The 16,266-nt window shown below is 56.2% G+C and carries 12 protein-coding genes; 6 read left to right on the forward strand and 6 right to left on the reverse strand.

The features are described from left to right. The first annotated feature begins 395 nt into the window (after positions 1–395). From THTE_RS14735 to THTE_RS14750, 4 genes are all read left to right on the forward strand, one after another. Positions 396–752 (forward strand): hypothetical protein, encoded by a 357-nt coding sequence (locus THTE_RS14735; RefSeq protein WP_095416144.1) that lies wholly within the window; start codon positions 396–398, stop codon positions 750–752. Positions 753–958: 206 nt separating this feature from the next. Further along, positions 959–1,807 (forward strand): purine-nucleoside phosphorylase, encoded by an 849-nt coding sequence (locus THTE_RS14740; RefSeq protein ID WP_095416145.1) that lies wholly within the window; start codon positions 959–961, stop codon positions 1,805–1,807. A 180-nt stretch (positions 1,808–1,987) separates the two neighbouring features. Next, positions 1,988–5,416: an isoleucine--tRNA ligase gene (gene ileS / locus THTE_RS14745; protein ID WP_095416146.1), complete on the forward strand. Its 3,429-nt coding sequence runs from the start codon at positions 1,988–1,990 to the stop codon at positions 5,414–5,416. A 231-nt stretch (positions 5,417–5,647) separates the two neighbouring features. Next, complete coding sequence (locus tag THTE_RS14750; RefSeq protein WP_095416147.1) at positions 5,648–7,183, forward strand: LysM peptidoglycan-binding domain-containing protein; 1,536 nt, start codon at positions 5,648–5,650, stop codon at positions 7,181–7,183. 9 nt (positions 7,184–7,192) lie between these two features. On the opposite strand, the gene THTE_RS14755 is transcribed toward THTE_RS14750, so the two are convergent. Beyond that, positions 7,193–8,590 (reverse strand): glycerate kinase type-2 family protein, encoded by a 1,398-nt coding sequence (locus tag THTE_RS14755; protein WP_095416148.1) that lies wholly within the window; start codon positions 8,588–8,590, stop codon positions 7,193–7,195. Between the two features lie 72 nt (positions 8,591–8,662). Then, a complete protein-coding gene (locus THTE_RS18075; RefSeq protein WP_157732132.1) occupies positions 8,663–8,806 on the reverse strand; it encodes a hypothetical protein in 144 nt (47 codons plus the stop codon). A 131-nt stretch (positions 8,807–8,937) separates the two neighbouring features. On the opposite strand from THTE_RS18075, the gene THTE_RS14760 reads away from it, so the two are divergent. Then, positions 8,938–10,386, forward strand: a complete 1,449-nt coding sequence (locus tag THTE_RS14760; protein ID WP_095416149.1) for a DUF4832 domain-containing protein — start codon at positions 8,938–8,940, stop codon at positions 10,384–10,386. 14 nt (positions 10,387–10,400) lie between these two features. Here the strand turns inward: THTE_RS14760 and THTE_RS14765 are convergent, their stop codons facing one another. The 4 genes from THTE_RS14765 to THTE_RS14780 form a co-directional block, all read right to left on the reverse strand. Further along, positions 10,401–11,564: a cysteine desulfurase family protein gene (locus THTE_RS14765; RefSeq protein ID WP_095416150.1), complete on the reverse strand. Its 1,164-nt coding sequence runs from the start codon at positions 11,562–11,564 to the stop codon at positions 10,401–10,403. Positions 11,565–11,712: 148 nt separating this feature from the next. Continuing rightward, positions 11,713–13,308 carry a sulfatase-like hydrolase/transferase gene (locus tag THTE_RS14770; protein ID WP_095416151.1) on the reverse strand — a complete coding sequence of 532 codons (1,596 nt, stop codon included), beginning with the start codon at positions 13,306–13,308 and terminating at the stop codon, positions 11,713–11,715. A 41-nt stretch (positions 13,309–13,349) separates the two neighbouring features. Further along, on the reverse strand, positions 13,350–14,792 hold the full coding sequence (locus THTE_RS14775) for a class I SAM-dependent methyltransferase (protein ID WP_095416152.1): 1,443 nt from the start codon (positions 14,790–14,792) through the stop codon (positions 13,350–13,352). Positions 14,793–14,857: 65 nt separating this feature from the next. Then, on the reverse strand, positions 14,858–15,079 hold the full coding sequence (locus THTE_RS14780; protein ID WP_095416153.1) for a hypothetical protein: 222 nt from the start codon (positions 15,077–15,079) through the stop codon (positions 14,858–14,860). A gap of 393 nt (positions 15,080–15,472) precedes the next feature. Here THTE_RS14780 and THTE_RS14785 point away from each other — a divergent pair, with 393 nt between their 5' ends. Continuing rightward, entirely contained in the window at positions 15,473–16,021 is a 549-nt protein-coding gene (locus THTE_RS14785) for an EF-hand domain-containing protein (RefSeq protein ID WP_095416154.1), read from the forward strand. Positions 16,022–16,266: the final 245 nt, after the last annotated feature.

The following is a 16,266-nucleotide window of genomic DNA, read 5'->3' on the forward strand; positions in this document are numbered from 1 at the left end:
GCCCCATCGCCAGTCGTGGTGTCGGGCACAACCCGGTGCGCCGGCGCTATTTGCCGTGAGGAAAAAGTGGACGCGATAAGCAACTCTTCCCGAAAACGGGTTCAGCAGGCGTCACGTGTCGTTTGAGTTGGTCGGTACGTCAGCTCGGTGCCAGGTGGCATGTAACCTGGCCGTTTCCGCGGCTTGCCGAAATCGAAAGTGTTGTCGTGCTTTCGCGCGAGAGTGATCGCCCGACTACCGCCTGCCTTTCGCGACGGGTAAACTAAAAGGCTTTGAAGCGCTGATTGATCAACTGTATTCTCACGCAAACAGGCCCCACAGAGTGACAACCGGGGACTGTCAGGGGAGCGGAGCGGCAAAACATACCATCTGGAACGGAGAAGGAGATACACGCTATGGTGTTGGACGAGGTGCCTCCCGATTGGAATGACGAGGCCACGGACGACAACCTGGATACGGACGGGGACGAATCGTCAGTGGAGTTCACGCCAACGGTCCCGCCGCCTGATGACGACTTCGATGAATTTGACGAAGATGACTTTGATGATGATTTTGATGACGATTTTGAGTTTGAACCGGAGTACGAGGCGGAGATCGAGCGTGAGTTCGGTGACTTAGAAGAGGAAACAGAAGAGGCCGAAGAAGAGGAAGAGGTAACGGAGGAACCGGAGAGGGAACTCGAGGAAGAGGAAGAAGAATTTGAAGAAGAAATCGAGGAAGAAGAGTTTGAAGACGACGAAGAGGAATTCTGAGGTCTGGTGGGCTTTGAATTTGGATCGTCGGGGCAGGCAACAACGTGGTGGACCCGCAATTGCGCCGCACGTTGCGGGCCGATAAACCGTGGGAGCGCAATCGCTGCCGATGGGTGGTAGTCCATCGGAGGGATTCACGGCATCAGGTGTAGCCGCAGTTTCAACATTGTTCGACTTGTCGGATTTGGACTGGCGGTGGTACTGCAATGACATCAGGACTGGTGCAGCAAATTCACGAGGCGGTGGGAGCCGTTCGCACCCGGTGGTCACGACAGGCCCACGCGGGCATCATTCTGGGGACAGGGTTGGGGAGCCTGGCCGCGGAAATTCGACAAGAGGCTGTGATTCCCTACGAGGAAATCCCCCATTTCCCACGTTCCACGACGATTAGTCACACGGGACAGCTTGTTTGCGGTACGCTGGAAGGCGTCCCCGTCGTGGCCATGGAAGGACGGTTCCACGTGTATGAAGGATACACCTATCAGCAGGTAACCTTCCCGGTCCGCGTTATGCGGGCATTGGGTGCTGGGCTGCTCATCGTTTCGAATGCCTGTGGTGGCATGAATCCCCACTACAGGAAGGGTGACATCGTTGTCATCGATGATCATATCAACCTGATGAACGGAAACCCCCTGATCGGGCCAAACGACGACTCGCTGGGGCCACGGTTTCCGGATATGTCGCGGCCGTACGATCCGGTCCTGATTGACCGGGCGCTGGCCATCGCGCGGAAGGAAGATTTTGTGGCCCACCGAGGTGTCTATGTTGCGGTGACCGGACCGAATTTGGAAACGCGGGCGGAGTACCGTTTCCTGCGGGGCATTGGCGCGGACGTCGTGGGAATGTCCACAGTGCCGGAAGTCATCGTGGCGGTTCACGCGGGGATGCGGGTGCTTGGATTGTCGGTTGTAACCGACATGTGTTTGCCTGATGCCCTCGAGCCGGCGGTGGTAGAGGACATTCTCCGCGTGGCAGCGGAGGCCGAGCCCAAGTTGCGAAAAATCGTCTTGGGAATCCTCCGCGAAGAGGCCCGGCAACTCGGAATAGCTCCATGACCTTTTAACAGGGGCAATTTGTGGCGGATAAGTTGAGCTAATGAATGACCGCGTGTTGCCACGTTCCGATCGGTTGATAATCGCCGGGGGCTTAAGACCTTAACTGGGGAGTCCGCGTGACGCCATCCTCGCTAAGTGTATTCCCCAGAGTCTTGTGTGATAGGATCGAGAGTCAATCCTATGTTTGGGCCAGTTGAGCGCAATCCGTCGTTTCCTGCCATCGAAGAGAAAATCATTCGGTTCTGGAAAGAAAACCAGATCTACGAGCAGTCGCTGGAAATGCGGCGTGGCGGCCCGCGATTTGTATTTTATGAAGGTCCCCCAACAGCCAATGGATTGCCCCATCCGGGTCACTGCCTCACTCGTGCGATCAAGGATCTTTTCCCGCGCTACAAGACAATGCGGGGATACTACTGCGAGCGCCGCGCCGGCTGGGATACGCACGGCCTTCCCGTCGAGGTGGAGGTATGCAAAGAGTTAGGCATCCACTCCAAACGCGATATTGAAGCCTTCGGGGTGGAACCCTTTATTCGACGGTGTCTGGAAAGCGTATTTCGCTACACACGCGAATGGGAGCAATTGACGGAACGCCTGGGGTTTTGGATTCATCTCGAAGATGCCTATGTCACCTATCACCAGAGTTACGTGGAAAGTGTCTGGTGGGCACTGAAGAAATTGTTCGAGAAAGGCCTGCTTTATCAGGGCTACAAAATCGTCTGGTGGTGGGCGCAGGGGGGCACGGCTCTTTCTGCGGCCGAGGTCGGACAGGGTTACAGGTCGGTGGCCGACCCGAGTGTGTATGTGCGTTTTCCCCTCCTCGATGAGCCAGACGTGGACCTCCTTGTGTGGACGACCACCCCGTGGACCCTGCCAAGCAACCAGTTCGCCGCTGTTAAACCCGATCTCGAGTATTCTTATGTCCAATTTGAAGGTGAGCCGCGAAAACTCATCATTGCGACTGCGCTGGTGGATATGGTCGCCAAGAAGGTGGGCAAAAAGGCCACAATTGCAAAGACGGTTTTGGGATCTCAGTTGATTGGTCGCCGTTACCGTCCCCCATTCGACTACTACTACAAAAAAGACGGAGAACGTGTGGGACGGCTGAAAGACGGCGGACAGGAGCATGTCGCATGGCGTGTGGTCGGGGCTGACTTCGTGACGATCGACACTGGAACGGGAGTTGTCCATCAGGCTCCGGCATTCGGAGAAGTGGACTACGAAGTGCTTCTTCGGGAACAGGACCGATTCGTGGAGGGCGAAGGACCCCAGCTTATCTGCGCTGTGGCACCAGACGGAACGTTCACCGAGGAAGCGCCGGAATACCAGGGACGCTGGGTCAAGGACTGCGATCGCGACATCATTCGGGATCTGCGCAATAGGGGGCTTCTCTTCCATTTCGAGCAGTATGTCCACGAGTACCCGTTCTGCTGGCGTGCGGAAGAAGATCCCCTTATCCAATATCCTCGCAAGAGTTGGTTCATCCGCACCACCGCGTTCAAGGATAAAATGCTTGAAAACAACCGCCGGATCAGTTGGCACCCCGAGAACATCCGAGAAGGGCGATTCGGCAACTTCTTGGAGAGCAATGTGGATTGGGCGCTTTCTCGGGAGCGGTTCTGGGGTACTCCGCTTCCCATCTGGGTCTGCGAGAAAACCGGCTACATGGAAGCAATCGGTTCCTACGCCGAACTGCTCGCCAAGCCGGGAGTGACCGGAATGGAGGTTTGGGAGGCGGCGAAAAAAGCGGACCCCTCACTGTCGGAGCATCTCAAAGTTCACAAGCCGTACATCGACGCGATCGTCTATGACTCTCCGGTTTGCCCCGGTGCAAAGATGCGGCGTGTACCCGACGTCATTGACTGCTGGTTCGACTCGGGCGCCATGCCATTTGCTCAATGGGGCTATCCGCATCTGCCGGGCTCACGGGAGAAGTTGGCTGAGCAGTTCCCGGCCGATTTCATCAGTGAAGCGATTGATCAAACCCGGGGCTGGTTCTACAGCTTGCTGGCAATCAGCACATTGCTTTTCAGCCCGGAAGAGGGCGCTCCCCCAGATGATCCCCGCCGGTTCCTGGAGGTGGATACGCCCCGCATTCCGTTCCCGCATCCCTATCGGCACTGTGTTGTGCTGGGCCTCATGCTCGGCGAAGACGGGCAGAAGATGTCCAAGAGCAAACGCAATTATCGAGAGCCGCAAGAGATCTTTGATCGGTACGGCGCGGATGCTCTGCGATGGTACTTTTTCGCTAATCAGGCGCCATGGACCTCCATCCGGTACAGCGAGCAGGCCATTCGTGAGAGCATTCCGGAATTTCTGCTCCGTCTCTGGAACGTGTATAGTTTCTTCGTGATTTATGCGCGGATTGACGGGTGGGATCCGGCGGAGCTTCTTAGGGGGGATGCTCGCAACCTCGAACATGAAGTGCTGGCCCAAGGGAAGGGATACCGGCCGATTCAAGAGCGCGCCGAATTGGACCGCTGGGTCCTCAGCGAATTGTATCGCACCGTCCGTCTCGTTTGCCAGTTCATGGATGAATACGACAACTTCGCTGCCTGCCAGCGAATTACCGAGTTTGTGGATGCGCTTTCCAATTGGTATGTGAGGCGAAGTCGGGCACGCTTTTGGTCGGGTAAACAGGATCAGGACAAACTCGATGCTTACTGGACCCTGTATGAGTGTCTGGTCACTCTGGTCCGCTTGGTCGCACCGTTTGTGCCGTTTTTGGCAGAGGAACTGTGGCAGAATCTCGCCGTGGCTGTGTTCGGTGATCGCGTTCGGGGAAGTGTTCATCTGTGCGATTATCCCGGCGAGTATCCGGAGCTTGTTGACGAAGAATTGTGTGCCATGATGGGGGCGGTGCGCGAAATTGTTTCACTGGGTCGCGCTGCCCGCATGAACGCCAAATTAAAGGTGCGTCAGCCTCTCGCCAAAGTGGAAATTGTTGTGGCCGATCGCGAGCAGTTAGCGTGGCTTCAAGCGCACAGCGAACTGATCGCCGAAGAACTTAACGTCAAGAAAGTGGAATGGCGCGATCGGGCGGATGAGTATGTCTCGTACACCGTTCTGCCGGATTTCAAACGCTTGGGGCCTCGTCTGGGTAAGCTGCTGCCTGCGGTCAAGGAGTGGCTCAGCCGAGCCGATGGTGGGGCCCTTCTGCGGCAACTTGAACAGCAGGGCAGGGTCAACGTGCCGCTGCCAGCTGGGGAAATTGTCCTCGACAAGGAGGATATTCAAATTCGCTTGAACGCCAAACCCGGCTGGACGGCCGCACAGGGGAAGGTTGGGGTGGTGGTCATTTCCACGGAATTGACGCCGGAGCTGATCGCCGAAGGTCTGGCACGCGATTTTGTTCATGCCGTTCAGAACCAACGCAAAGAGTTGGACTGTGACTTTACAGACCGGATCGAACTGGGCGTGGAGACGGACGACGAAGAACTTCGGCAGGCGCTGCTAGCCCATAAAGACTGGATCATGAGCGAAACCCTCGCCGTCCGGTTTGATTTCGGGCGAATGGCGGACGCAAATCCCACCGAGATGAAACTCGGGAACTCGTCGCTCACGGTTTACCTGAAAAGGGTGCCCGCAACAACTCCCGGCAGCTCCCAATAGCGGGCTCGCTGACGAACGTAAAAGCCGCTTAAGGAATTGGGCTCTCAACCCACGTTAACAAATGGGTTGCCGAGTCGGTCTGTGATTTCTTCTCTCGACTTCTTTTCAGCATTGCGGACCAAGCGTGCCCGCTTCCCGCAAAAATTGCTCTTGCACCCCTGGGGAAGAGTGAATAAAACCAAGCAACTCCTCTCAATGCCGCCGCGACCTAAAATCGGTGGGAGAAGCAGGATGGGTAAACAAGACAAATCTACTGAACAAGAAACTCAAGAAAATCGGGAACGATCACAGGGTGACGGTCTTTCCAGGGATCAAGCCGACCCCTCCGAAGAGTTCCTGGAAGAACCGATCACGACGCGATTTTCGTTCGAGATTCGCATTGGTTTGGCTGTTCTAGGTGTCCTGGGATTCATTTTGGCCGCCGTGGTGGCCTACCGATTGATGACCCTTCGCCCGAAGGAGACGGCATCGGTGCCCAGTGACCAATCTGCCGCCACGGAGAAAACAGACGCTTCTGGACAGATTGGGGACGGTGCTGGTGAAAAAAAGGAAAAACCGTCTCCGAGTCTTCCTCAGACCGAATCGACCGGTTCCAATCAACGGCCGGTGGCCGGATCGGAGGCACAGTCTCCACCGGGGACGGCCGTGGACGTGGCGCTAACGGTGGGCGGAACGGCGGGAGAAAACGATCGCCATGCCACAGCCGGTTCTAACGCGGCGTCACAGATGGCCTCCCATTCAGAGACGGCCTGGCCGGTCGTTCCACCGCTGAACCTAAACGACGGCCCGACTCCACGGGAGGAGTCGAACTCGCCGCCTGGCGCACCCTTCGGGAGTACATCGCTCAATTCGGGATACCATGCACTGGAGCCGAATCAGCCCGTGGCGACAGAGCAGCCTCAGGCCGTCCCGCCTCTTCCCTTTGGACAGCCGGACAACACCGCCGGGAACGGAACCACCGAGAGTTCCGATTTACCCGATCAAGGATTCACCGCGGGTTGGAGTCTGAGCGGGCCAGGTCAGAATTCGCAGGCCATGGCCAATGATCCGATCGCAACAGCCAATTCTTCGATGTCAAGCGGTATGGCCAGGTCCTCACCAGATGCGGGCGGGCAGTCGACAGGAGGGACAAAATCACTGGATTACAGCGCCACCCGTTTTGGGGGGATACCTTTCGGTCAGCAGTCGGAGACACTACCCGGCGGTGTCCCCGGTGATTTCTTTGCCGGGGCACCTCCACTGAGCTCGGCGGCGGGCATCCCCAACAGCCCGGCGCAAGTGGGTAGTCCTAACCCGCAGCAATCTCAATGGCCCACCAGCCCCAGCCCGCCGTTCGGAGCGCAAAGTGGAGTCGGGTCGATTCCTGCCCAGCCTTCCCAGTTGCCTGTGGCAGAGGCGGGAAACCCGGTTGCACCCTCCGGTACGGGGCCTACCACGGTGCCGCCCGCATGGTCAGGAACTCCAACACCGGCTGGTTCGTCGGCAATCCCGTCGACACCACCGCTTGTCGCCGACCGTGGCGCTATCACGCCGCCTTTCTCTACGAATTCCACCGTGAGTCGGCGAACCTACACGGTGCAGCAAGGGGAAACGCTTTTTGATATCGCCCGACAGCAACTCGGAAAGGCGTCCCGCTGGGTGGAAATCTATCAGTTGAACCGCGACCTTCTCGGCGAGAAGCTTGAGAACTTCCGCCCTGGTATGACGCTCCTGCTTCCTGAGGAGCCGGTTTCAGCCCAGGCGACGGGAAACATTCTCCGGCAGTAGAAGAGAACGTCAGTGGTTGCTCCGGGGATTTCGGCAGGGGCGGGTTAAAACAACTCGAACATCACAGACATTCGTATGCGTGGGGCCTGTCCGCAGTAGCGCTCCGAGGGGCTCAAAAAAATGATATGCGTCGTTGCGGAAGAGAAAATCTGAAGGTGAAAACCCAAGTTTTTTGGCCTGCTCAATCACAGCACGATCGACAAAGGCCCCAGCAGCATCTGTGGGTCCATCTTCACCGTCGGTCCCGGCCGAGAGAATGATCACTTCGGGCGGCATCGTCTCCCACAGGAATTCCGCGGCTGCCAAGACGAGTTGTTGATTACGGCCGCCCAAGCCCCTGATTTCCGGTGGGGCCAGGCGAACGACGGGTTCGCCCCCGCTGATTCGACAGCGAGGACCGGATGCAGCAATCATTTCCAGAGCCGCTTTTGCCAGTTCACGCCCCACCTCCTCCGCTGGGCCTTCCAATTTCGCGGCACTTTCAGCCTCTACTTGGTATCCCAATTCGCGTGCTCGGGCCGCCGCCGCATTAACAGCCGTCCGATTATTGCCAATCACGAAATTGAAAACTTGACTTTGGGGCTCAATGTGTTCTCCACAGGTGGCGGCCTTTCTTTCCAGGATGTGGAAAATCTCCTTGGGCAGCCCAGCCTCGCGGGCATGGTACTTGTTGAGAATCTCCAGCGCGTCTTGCGGCGTCGCGGTGTCTGGCACCGTTGGACCGGAAGCAATGACATCCAGCGGATCACCCAGAACATCCGAGATGATGAGCGAGACCACCCAACCGGCACGGCAATATCGCAAAAGACCACCGCCCTTGATCCGACTGAGTTGTTTCCGCACCGTGTTGAGTTCAGTAATATTGGCACCGGCGGCACTGAGAAATCGTGTCACCGCTTGCTTGTCTTCCAGTGTGATTCCTGCAATAGGGGCGGGCAGTAGTGCCGATCCCCCACCAGAGAGCAGACAGATGCAGAGGTCGCTCGGCTCAAGTTGCTGCACGAGCTCCAGAATTCTTTCGGTGCCGTAAACGGCTTGAGGGGTCGGCTCGTTACAACCGGTGGGGCGAGCCCCGTGGAGGTGAATCCAGCGCGTGGGGCGAACACAGTCATTGGGAACGTTCACCCACCCAGTCAATTGCTTGGCCTGCGCAACTTCCTCAGGAATCGCGTTTTCCAGACCGGCGGCCATTCCAGCCCCCGCCTTTCCTGCTCCTACCACCACGATCCTGCGGACACTTGCCAGGTCCAGCGTCAATTCGGTAGGAACCCCGAACTCGATCTGACGCTGCGTTACCCGCACCCATCGCTGGACAAGAGTGTCGGCTTGGACCGCCTTCAATCCTGCCGTCCAAATTTCGATGGCGTGATCCCGACCGAGTTGAATAACATCACCAGAATCAGGCATGGCGAAAAACCTTCGTTGCCCCCAGATCCACACTAATGTGCGTTTCGATTCCTTGTGGAACCATTGGTGAGTTTATAGCACACCCACGGCCATGCAAAAAAGAGGTGTGGCGAGGATTAGGTCCATGGCTTCGCGATGCCGTGCAAGCGATTCATCAAAAGTCAATGAAAATCTGACCACCTCGGCCGTTTTCGGCGTGTTGTACGGATAATTCATGAATTGCCTCCCGGGCGTCTTCGAGAGTGTACCGTGCCGGCAACCACTTCGGTACAATCAGTGCGTTGACACGCGGGATGCTTGGTCGCTCCTTCTGCGTTCTTGCTTGGTGCGTTGGCGCGAGGTGACACATGAAGAGCACGTGGTGGATTCCAGTCAATGTGTGCGCGTTGACTTTAGTCAGCAGCCTTGTTTCCGGGGAAGAGGCGCGATGGGTGACCGTTCATCCAGTCGAAATTGAGGACATCCTTGCCAACCCTGGAATGGGATGGGAAACTTTTCATCGCACGGCTGCCAATGATCGCAATCTCCCGGAGTGGATTCCCTCTACTGTGCATTACCTTCGATGGGGATGGGGCGAGCTCGAGCCGGCGCCCGGGCGACTCAACGTGGAGCTTCTTGATAAGGTTCTCGCAGAAACGAGATCGGCCGGTCAAAAGCTGGCTTTTCGGGTGATGTGTTGCTCCACAACGCGTGGACGGCCCTATCATCCGCGCTGGCTTCGAGACGTTGGCGGTCGGGTTATCACCACGCGTTACGGAGATATTCAAGGACTCGAGGTTCCCGATCTGGATGACCCCGTCACTCTCAATGCCCATCTGAATTTTATCCGGCGTCTCGGGGCAAAATACGACGGCCATCCGGATCTGGACCATGTCGATTTGGGATCGGTGGGTTGGTGGGGAGAATGGCACATGAGTAATTCCGAACCCGCCCGCATGCCGCTTCCCGAGAATCAGCGAAAAATCATCGATACCTATCTGGAATCATTTCGAAAGACGCCGCTTCTGATGCTCATTGATGGTCCCGAGATGCTACACTATGCGACGAGCCGTGGGACCGGTTGGCGGGCGGATTGCTTGGGAGACATGGGTGGATTTTCCCGAAATTGGTGCCATATGCGCAACGCTTACCCCGACACCTTAAGCAAAGCGCAGGCCATCGATGTTTGGGAGACGGCCCCTGTAGCCTGGGAGACCTGCTGGGATATTCGCAAATGGGTTGAGGAAGGCTGGTCCTTACGGTACATCTTCAACTACGCGCTGGCCCTCCACGGTTCCTATTTCAACAACAAATCGGCTCCCTTACCACCAGGTGACGAAGTGCGTGAGGAGGTGACTCGATTTCTCCGGCGGTTGGGCTACCGGCTGGTCATTCGGGAATTACGACATCCCACAATGGTTCGTGCTGGCGAGAATCTATCTGTGACAATGGTTTGGCAAAACGTTGGCTCAGCCCCATGCTATCGGCCGTATAGGGTGGCTTTTCGACTGACAGGGCCTTCTGGAAAGACGTTCATCCATGTCGGTGAGAAGACTGTGCGGGAAATCTTGCCCGGAGAGGTCGAAGTCTTCACGCAAAGTTTCATGCAAAATCCCCCCGACTTGCCACCAGGAAAGCCGGTCACGTTCGAAGAGATAGTCCCCATTGAGCGCACGCTGGAGCCCGGCGAGTATTCCCTGGCCGTTGGCGTCGTGGACGGTGCGGACAGTCAAAAGCCGGTTGTCCAACTTGCTATTGCTGGAAAGGACGCGGACGGCTGGTATCCTCTATCCAGAGTACTTATTGCCTCGCCGTGAGACCGGGCCGCCGTTCACCGCAACACATGTTTTCGTAACTGCTGGGAGACCCGCGCAATGGTGTGAGCGGCAGTACGGAGCTCTTCCGCCGTGGTCTTGGGGCCGAAGCTGACTCGCAGGGAACTTTTCACAATTTCCCGGGGGATGCCGAGAGCAAGTAGGCTGGGGGAAGGTTCCGGAGATCCGCTCGAGCAGGCTGAGCCAATGGAGCAGCAGACTCTCTCCAGGTCAAGTGCGGTGAAGAGGAACTGATTATCAATCCCAGGGATCGCCAGGTTCACAGTCTGAGGCAACCGCGGCGCTTCCTCCCCGTGGATGATGAGATCGGGAATCAGTGCTTTGAGGGTTTGCTCAAACTCCTGCCGAAGAGCGGTCATTCTTGCCACGTTGTCTTGCAGTTCCGCAACGGCCAGGGCAAGTGCGGTTTCCATTCCCACGGCAAGGGCGACACTTTCCGTGCCGGGACGCAGCCCATCCTGCTGTTCGCCGCCAAACAGGATAGGCCGCAGAGGTGTCCCGCGTTTGACAATAAGGGCGCCGATTCCCAGCGGGCCACCAAACTTGTGCGGGGTCACAGTCATGGCGTCCGCATCAAAATCGCGAAAGGACACGGGCATCTTGCCAACCGCCTGTACGGCGTCAGTGTGAAAAGGCACTCCGTGGCTGTGACAGATTGCCGCGATTTCGGCGATCGGCTGGATAACCCCCGTCTCATGGTTTGCGGTCGTCACACTAACCAGAGCCACCTGAGGATCAATCCATCGCCGAAGCGACTCCACGTTGACAACCCCGTTCGGGTGGACGTCGAGGGTATCCAAACGCCATCCCCAGTCGACGAGTGTCTCGGCAGCCCGCAGCACGCTGGGGTGTTCGATCGACGAGATGATGATTCGACCCGGCATCCCTTCAGTTCGCGCCAGAGCGATGCCCAAGATAGCGAGGTTATTGGCCTCTGTTCCGCCACTTGTGAAAATGAGGCGATCTCCCTCGCGTGTGGGCTTGGCACCTAACAGGTCGAGGATGTGGTCTCGGGCTTCTTCCAGGCGTTTTCTGGCGGCCCGTCCGAACTGATGCTGGCTGGCCGGATTGCCTGGGAAGTTTTTCCACACATGGACCATTGCCTCGACGACCTCCCGGCGAATCGGGGCCGTCGCATTGTAATCTAGGTAGATCGCCATAACCCAATGACCGTGATACTGCTAGGAAACTCGACGGTGCGACTCTATCCATTTCTATCGCATTTTACGGATAATTGAGCGGTTATGAAATGAGATCAGGTGAGAAAAGATGCCCTGACTCGATACCAAACGATTATTCCTTATTAAGTCACTGGGGATTAGAAGCTACCTGGGTGAATACCTCTGACAGGTGAATGAGCGGGAATGGATCAGTGAAATCTTCCCGCACCGTCTGTTGGGGACGCTTGACGAAGAGGGGCACGTGACGGTGATCCGGATTTGCCTCTCGAAATTGAGGGTCTGGATCTCTCCGCCAGCCATGATCGGACGTCATGATGATAAGTGCATCATCGAAGAGTTGCTTACGTCGAAGGTGATCGCAGATCTCTCCGATAACCGTATCCAGACGCAAAAGGTGGCGATGGTACTGCTCGGACGTTCCGAAAGTGCGATCCTGCTGCGGACTATACGGTTCAACAAATTGCCCCTGCGGACCAAGGATGAAGGGGCCGTGGGGGAGTGGCCAGTGAATCAAGAGGCACATTCCCGGACCGAGTTGGTCAATCAGACGAAAGGTTTCCCGGTGAAACTCCTGTGATAGTCGAAACCAGTGTTGACTGAAAAACGCGCTATCCCATCGCCGCCACGTCACACGAGAGAGGGGATCCGTTAGGAATCGTAGATTAGCGAGCAAGAACAACCCCGCTTGAGCAATCACTGAGTCACCCTTGGGATCATTGGGATAGCTACGACATTGTATGCCCCGCCCCTCGAGCAGGATTTCATAGGGATGATAAAACCCCAGGACGCGTACCTGATAACCCGCCTGCAATAGATCGTCGAAAAGAGTCTGTTGCTCGTTGACCAGCGTCCGGTCTTCGGACGTTTTCCAGAAAAGCTGTCCATGATGGGGGAACAGTTCGCCATCGGCTCGCTGATAGAGCAGCCGCGGAAGAGAAAAATAAGTGGCGGAGCCTGGAGATTGAGTTTTGTGATAGACACCTGACTGAGACGCCACGTCTACCAAATGAATGAATTCTGGCCGAACATTTGGGCCATCGAAGGTTCGCTCGTAGGACCATTCGTCAAAAACGAAAATGACGATGGGAGGAAGATGGGACAGGCCGCTCTGTTGCGAACGAACCGAGCGTGTCAATGCTGAACTGGGTCGGTCAGCGGGATTCCAGGGCCTCCAGGAGAGCACCTGGAATAGAAGGATCCACGGGAGGGGACTTAAGACGAGGCAAAGAGCCATGGCAGGTTTCCACAGCCGCTGAAAAAATGGAACCAAGAAAAGCACAATAACCGTCCAGGTGGTCCAGAAGAACCAATCATATTTTGCGGTGAATCCCACGCCGACAAACAACGACGTGAGACCCGATAGAACTGCATCAGTAAAAAAGACAAGAAAGATAAATTGACTTATTCTGCGAATTGTCAGACTGCCAATTATCCGTGTGATAACCCAACCAATAAATATAACGGCCGCAACGATTCCGACGGCGAGAATCAGAGCGTGGCTATCGCGAAAAGACCAAAAATAATGATAGCGATTTTGCTCATTGGTCCACGAGCGAAGCTGACCCAGGAAGAACAGGCAACTGGCGGATATGGAGATGGCCGCCGCACGGATTGCCTGAAAATAACGGGATCGTGGAGAGTACGCTCCATCACGCGGAGTGACCGTTTTTCCAGACACATCCCCGGCTGATGCGTCTTTGAGCAGGACCGCCGTCATATTCATAGGAAAATCAGTTGTTTGGTGCTAATGAATTGAATTCGTTTCTATTCTTTTCGTCGAAGCCAAAACAGTATTCTCTCTGAGTCGGGCACCGGGCATTCCTGAACGATCGAAAAACGCCGGGAGAACGTACGACGGAAGGCTGGGAGCGTTATGTGCTCGAAGGAGTCAGTGCGAAATCGGGTGAGTCGACCGAACATGGGATCGCTGGGGGGCACGAACTCGACGATGACGCCCTGGGAGGAAAGGTCAAAAAGAAGTTCTTCGATCCGGTCGAGAGAAAGGTTCCCTGTAACAATGAGGTGATGGATCAATGCAAGGGCAAGGACATAGTCAGCCCGTGCCCTTTGTAGGAAAGGTTCACGCTCCTTGTTATTGAGCCCGATGCCTGGAGAGGGATTCGTAATATCGAGGACAACCGGCCAGATTGTCGAACCGTTATTTCGCAAACGGCGATAAAGCATCTCAACGGCATCATGGTCCTGGTCAGCCGCTATAACGTGGCTTCCAAGCTCAGCGGCTAACTCGCTATACGTACCGGTGTTGCAACCGAGATCCAGGACCCAGTTGGGTTTCTCGTGAGTCAGTACTGATCGGACGAAACCCTGTTTGGCGTGTTCCGCGCGGTCGGTATAGCTGCACGTGCTTGTATAATTGGCCCAAAGGCCTTTTGGGCGGTATCCATCCGCTAGCCGGAGAACCTTGCGTCGCAATCGCCGCAGATTCCACAGCATGGGCTCCCTATTAATGGAAACACGGGAGCTGGGGGACTGCGGAGCCCGTGTCTTTGATTCTGAAAATTGAGTGAGAAGCCAGGGGAGCGTCACATCCAGGAGTAGAGCGGGACGCCATCGACCCAAACGTCCCATTGCCCGAACCATGAAAAGGGGGTCTCGACCATTTAAATTGGAAAGATAATAAGAACGTAAATCCCAATTTGTATATCGAGCTAATAAAAGAGGATATAGGAAGAGCCGCTGAAACTGTCCCAGCGCGTACCAGACATCAAATCGCGATGGAACGTCAAGGGAACCGAGGTCAATAAAAACTGGTCGCGTGCCCAGGAATTGGACATTGAAAGGGGTCGCGTCCTTAAGTGAGAATCCTGCCTGAACAAGTTCGATTTGCAGATCGAGAGTGAGCACTGCGGCATCGGCCAGCATGGAAACCGACCATTCGTAGGGATAAGTAATCAGTGGCAGAAGGTCGTGTTCCAGAAAGTGGTGCCATCCGGGGTGTTCACGCTCCAAAGTACTGTGGAGGTGTGGTTCCCGGACAAAACGAGTGCCCACTACCCATCCCTGTTCAATCAATTTTGGAAGAACCCCAATTTCCTCCGCCCGCCGCAGGCGCGCTGCGAGCTCCGAGGCCACAGCTCTATAGACGCGACCTTCCCGAAGGAACACGTAGCCTTCAGGGTCGCGGAATGAAGCCTCGACACGTCTGCTCAAAGCGTTGAGGGTCAACGGGCATGTTTGAGCGGTCATAAGGGGCCCCGGGATTACAGCAGAACTCCTGTAAGAACTCGGACGATCAGGTGAAGAACGGCGGGTTAGGCGGCTTTGCGCTGCGGTACGGGAGAATCCGCCTTTGAAGTCTCGGACGGCCTCTCGCCGTGGCCTCGACGGCCCTTGATAACGGTCGTGATGGTGGAAACGAGAAAGTTTCGGATTCGACCGACAAAGGCGATCCCTCCGATAACGGCAGCGATAAGAACCTGTAGCAGAATTGCCCCCGAGCCGGGATCAATGTAAGCCAGAAGCGCACGTGTCATTATCCAATTCCCTCGCTTTCGAAGACGATTTGGTGAACCACCTACGGCACAGACATCACGGAGACGCCGACAAACGCTAACCACCGCTTATGGGGAGAGGGAGTGTACTAAAGAGGCTGCGGTCGCCGGAAGACCAAATTTCGATGGCCGCCATCCGGAGGGATCCAATCTGGGAATGGTATTGGGTGCCACATAAGTGGTATCCGGCGGTCGCTGTCGTGAAGTGGTGAGGGCGATGCATCACTCCATTCGGCCACGTGCGCTAGTGGACTGAGGCGCAATTTTTACCAATGAACCGGCCGCGGAGAACAGGTGTTTCGCAGGGTCGAGGGTCGCCGGGCCCTGACCCGAATTACCAATCCTTCGGTCACTGCGTAGGTTAGGGAGGTTTGTATGAAAGTTGCACGCGTCATGCTGGCTGCGGTGGTGTGCTTGTTGATGGTCTCGGGCGTGGCCTGGGCTGAGGCTGGAAAGAAGGCAGCAAAACCAGGGGCGGAGGGAAAGAAGGCCAAAGGTCCACTCACGGTGGAAGAAATGTGGGCCCAGGTGGACAGCAATAAAGACGGGACGGTGGAGCTCTCTGAACTCCTTGCGTTGAAACCGCTCAAGGGCGACGAAGCGCGGGCGAAAAAACTGTTGGAAGCGTGGGATGCTAACAAGGATGGCAAGGTGACCAAAGACGAATTCAAGGAATTTGTGGCCAAGCAGGAAGAGGCCCGCAAAAAGATGGCTTCTAAACTCGATGCCAACGGTGATGGTGTTCTCAGTGTGGACGAGTTGAAGGGCCTCAAAAACCTTGGTGGTGACGAGGCGAAAGTCAAGGCCATGCTGGAACGGCTGGATGACAACAAGGACGGTAAGGTGACTGTGGAGGAGTTCGCACGATTCCGCAATCTCCTTCAGGCACCGGCGCCGACCAAGGCTGCCCGGAAGCAGAAGTAGTTACCAGATCATCGCACTGAGTTACTACCGCCCTTTCCGCGGTCAGGATAGACGATATATATCCGCGACATGGCCCTCCCCAAATCGGGGAGGGTTTTTTATGAGTCCTTCTGCCAGCAGATGACATTGAACTCGCCGATTTTTGATCGGCGCGTCCGACAGGGAACGTGCGTGGTGTTTTACCACCTGCGGCGGGGCGGCCATTGGTCAGGGAAAGGTAGTGAGGAGAAAGGCGTCCTCGTCAG

Origin of the sequence: Thermogutta terrifontis, assembly GCF_002277955.1 — a bacterium.
Classification (GTDB): domain Bacteria; phylum Planctomycetota; class Planctomycetia; order Pirellulales; family Thermoguttaceae; genus Thermogutta; species Thermogutta terrifontis.

Excerpts from the sequence above, each read along its gene's own strand:
- THTE_RS18075 (WP_157732132.1), bottom strand. The coding sequence starts at position 8,806 with ATGAATTATCCGTACAACACGCCGAAAACGGCCGAGGTGGTCAGATTT.
- THTE_RS14740 (WP_095416145.1), top strand. The coding sequence starts at position 959 with ATGACATCAGGACTGGTGCAGCAAATTCACGAGGCGGTGGGAGCCGTT.
- ileS (WP_095416146.1), top strand. The coding sequence starts at position 1,988 with ATGTTTGGGCCAGTTGAGCGCAATCCGTCGTTTCCTGCCATCGAAGAG.
- THTE_RS14735 (WP_095416144.1), top strand. The coding sequence starts at position 396 with ATGGTGTTGGACGAGGTGCCTCCCGATTGGAATGACGAGGCCACGGAC.
- THTE_RS14785 (WP_095416154.1), top strand. The coding sequence starts at position 15,473 with ATGAAAGTTGCACGCGTCATGCTGGCTGCGGTGGTGTGCTTGTTGATG.
- THTE_RS14780 (WP_095416153.1), bottom strand. The coding sequence starts at position 15,079 with ATGACACGTGCGCTTCTGGCTTACATTGATCCCGGCTCGGGGGCAATT.
- THTE_RS14770 (WP_095416151.1), bottom strand. The coding sequence starts at position 13,308 with ATGAATATGACGGCGGTCCTGCTCAAAGACGCATCAGCCGGGGATGTG.
- THTE_RS14750 (WP_095416147.1), top strand. The coding sequence starts at position 5,648 with ATGGGTAAACAAGACAAATCTACTGAACAAGAAACTCAAGAAAATCGG.
- THTE_RS14760 (WP_095416149.1), top strand. The coding sequence starts at position 8,938 with ATGAAGAGCACGTGGTGGATTCCAGTCAATGTGTGCGCGTTGACTTTA.
- THTE_RS14755 (WP_095416148.1), bottom strand. The coding sequence starts at position 8,590 with ATGCCTGATTCTGGTGATGTTATTCAACTCGGTCGGGATCACGCCATC.
- THTE_RS14775 (WP_095416152.1), bottom strand. The coding sequence starts at position 14,792 with ATGACCGCTCAAACATGCCCGTTGACCCTCAACGCTTTGAGCAGACGT.
- THTE_RS14765 (WP_095416150.1), bottom strand. The coding sequence starts at position 11,564 with ATGGCGATCTACCTAGATTACAATGCGACGGCCCCGATTCGCCGGGAG.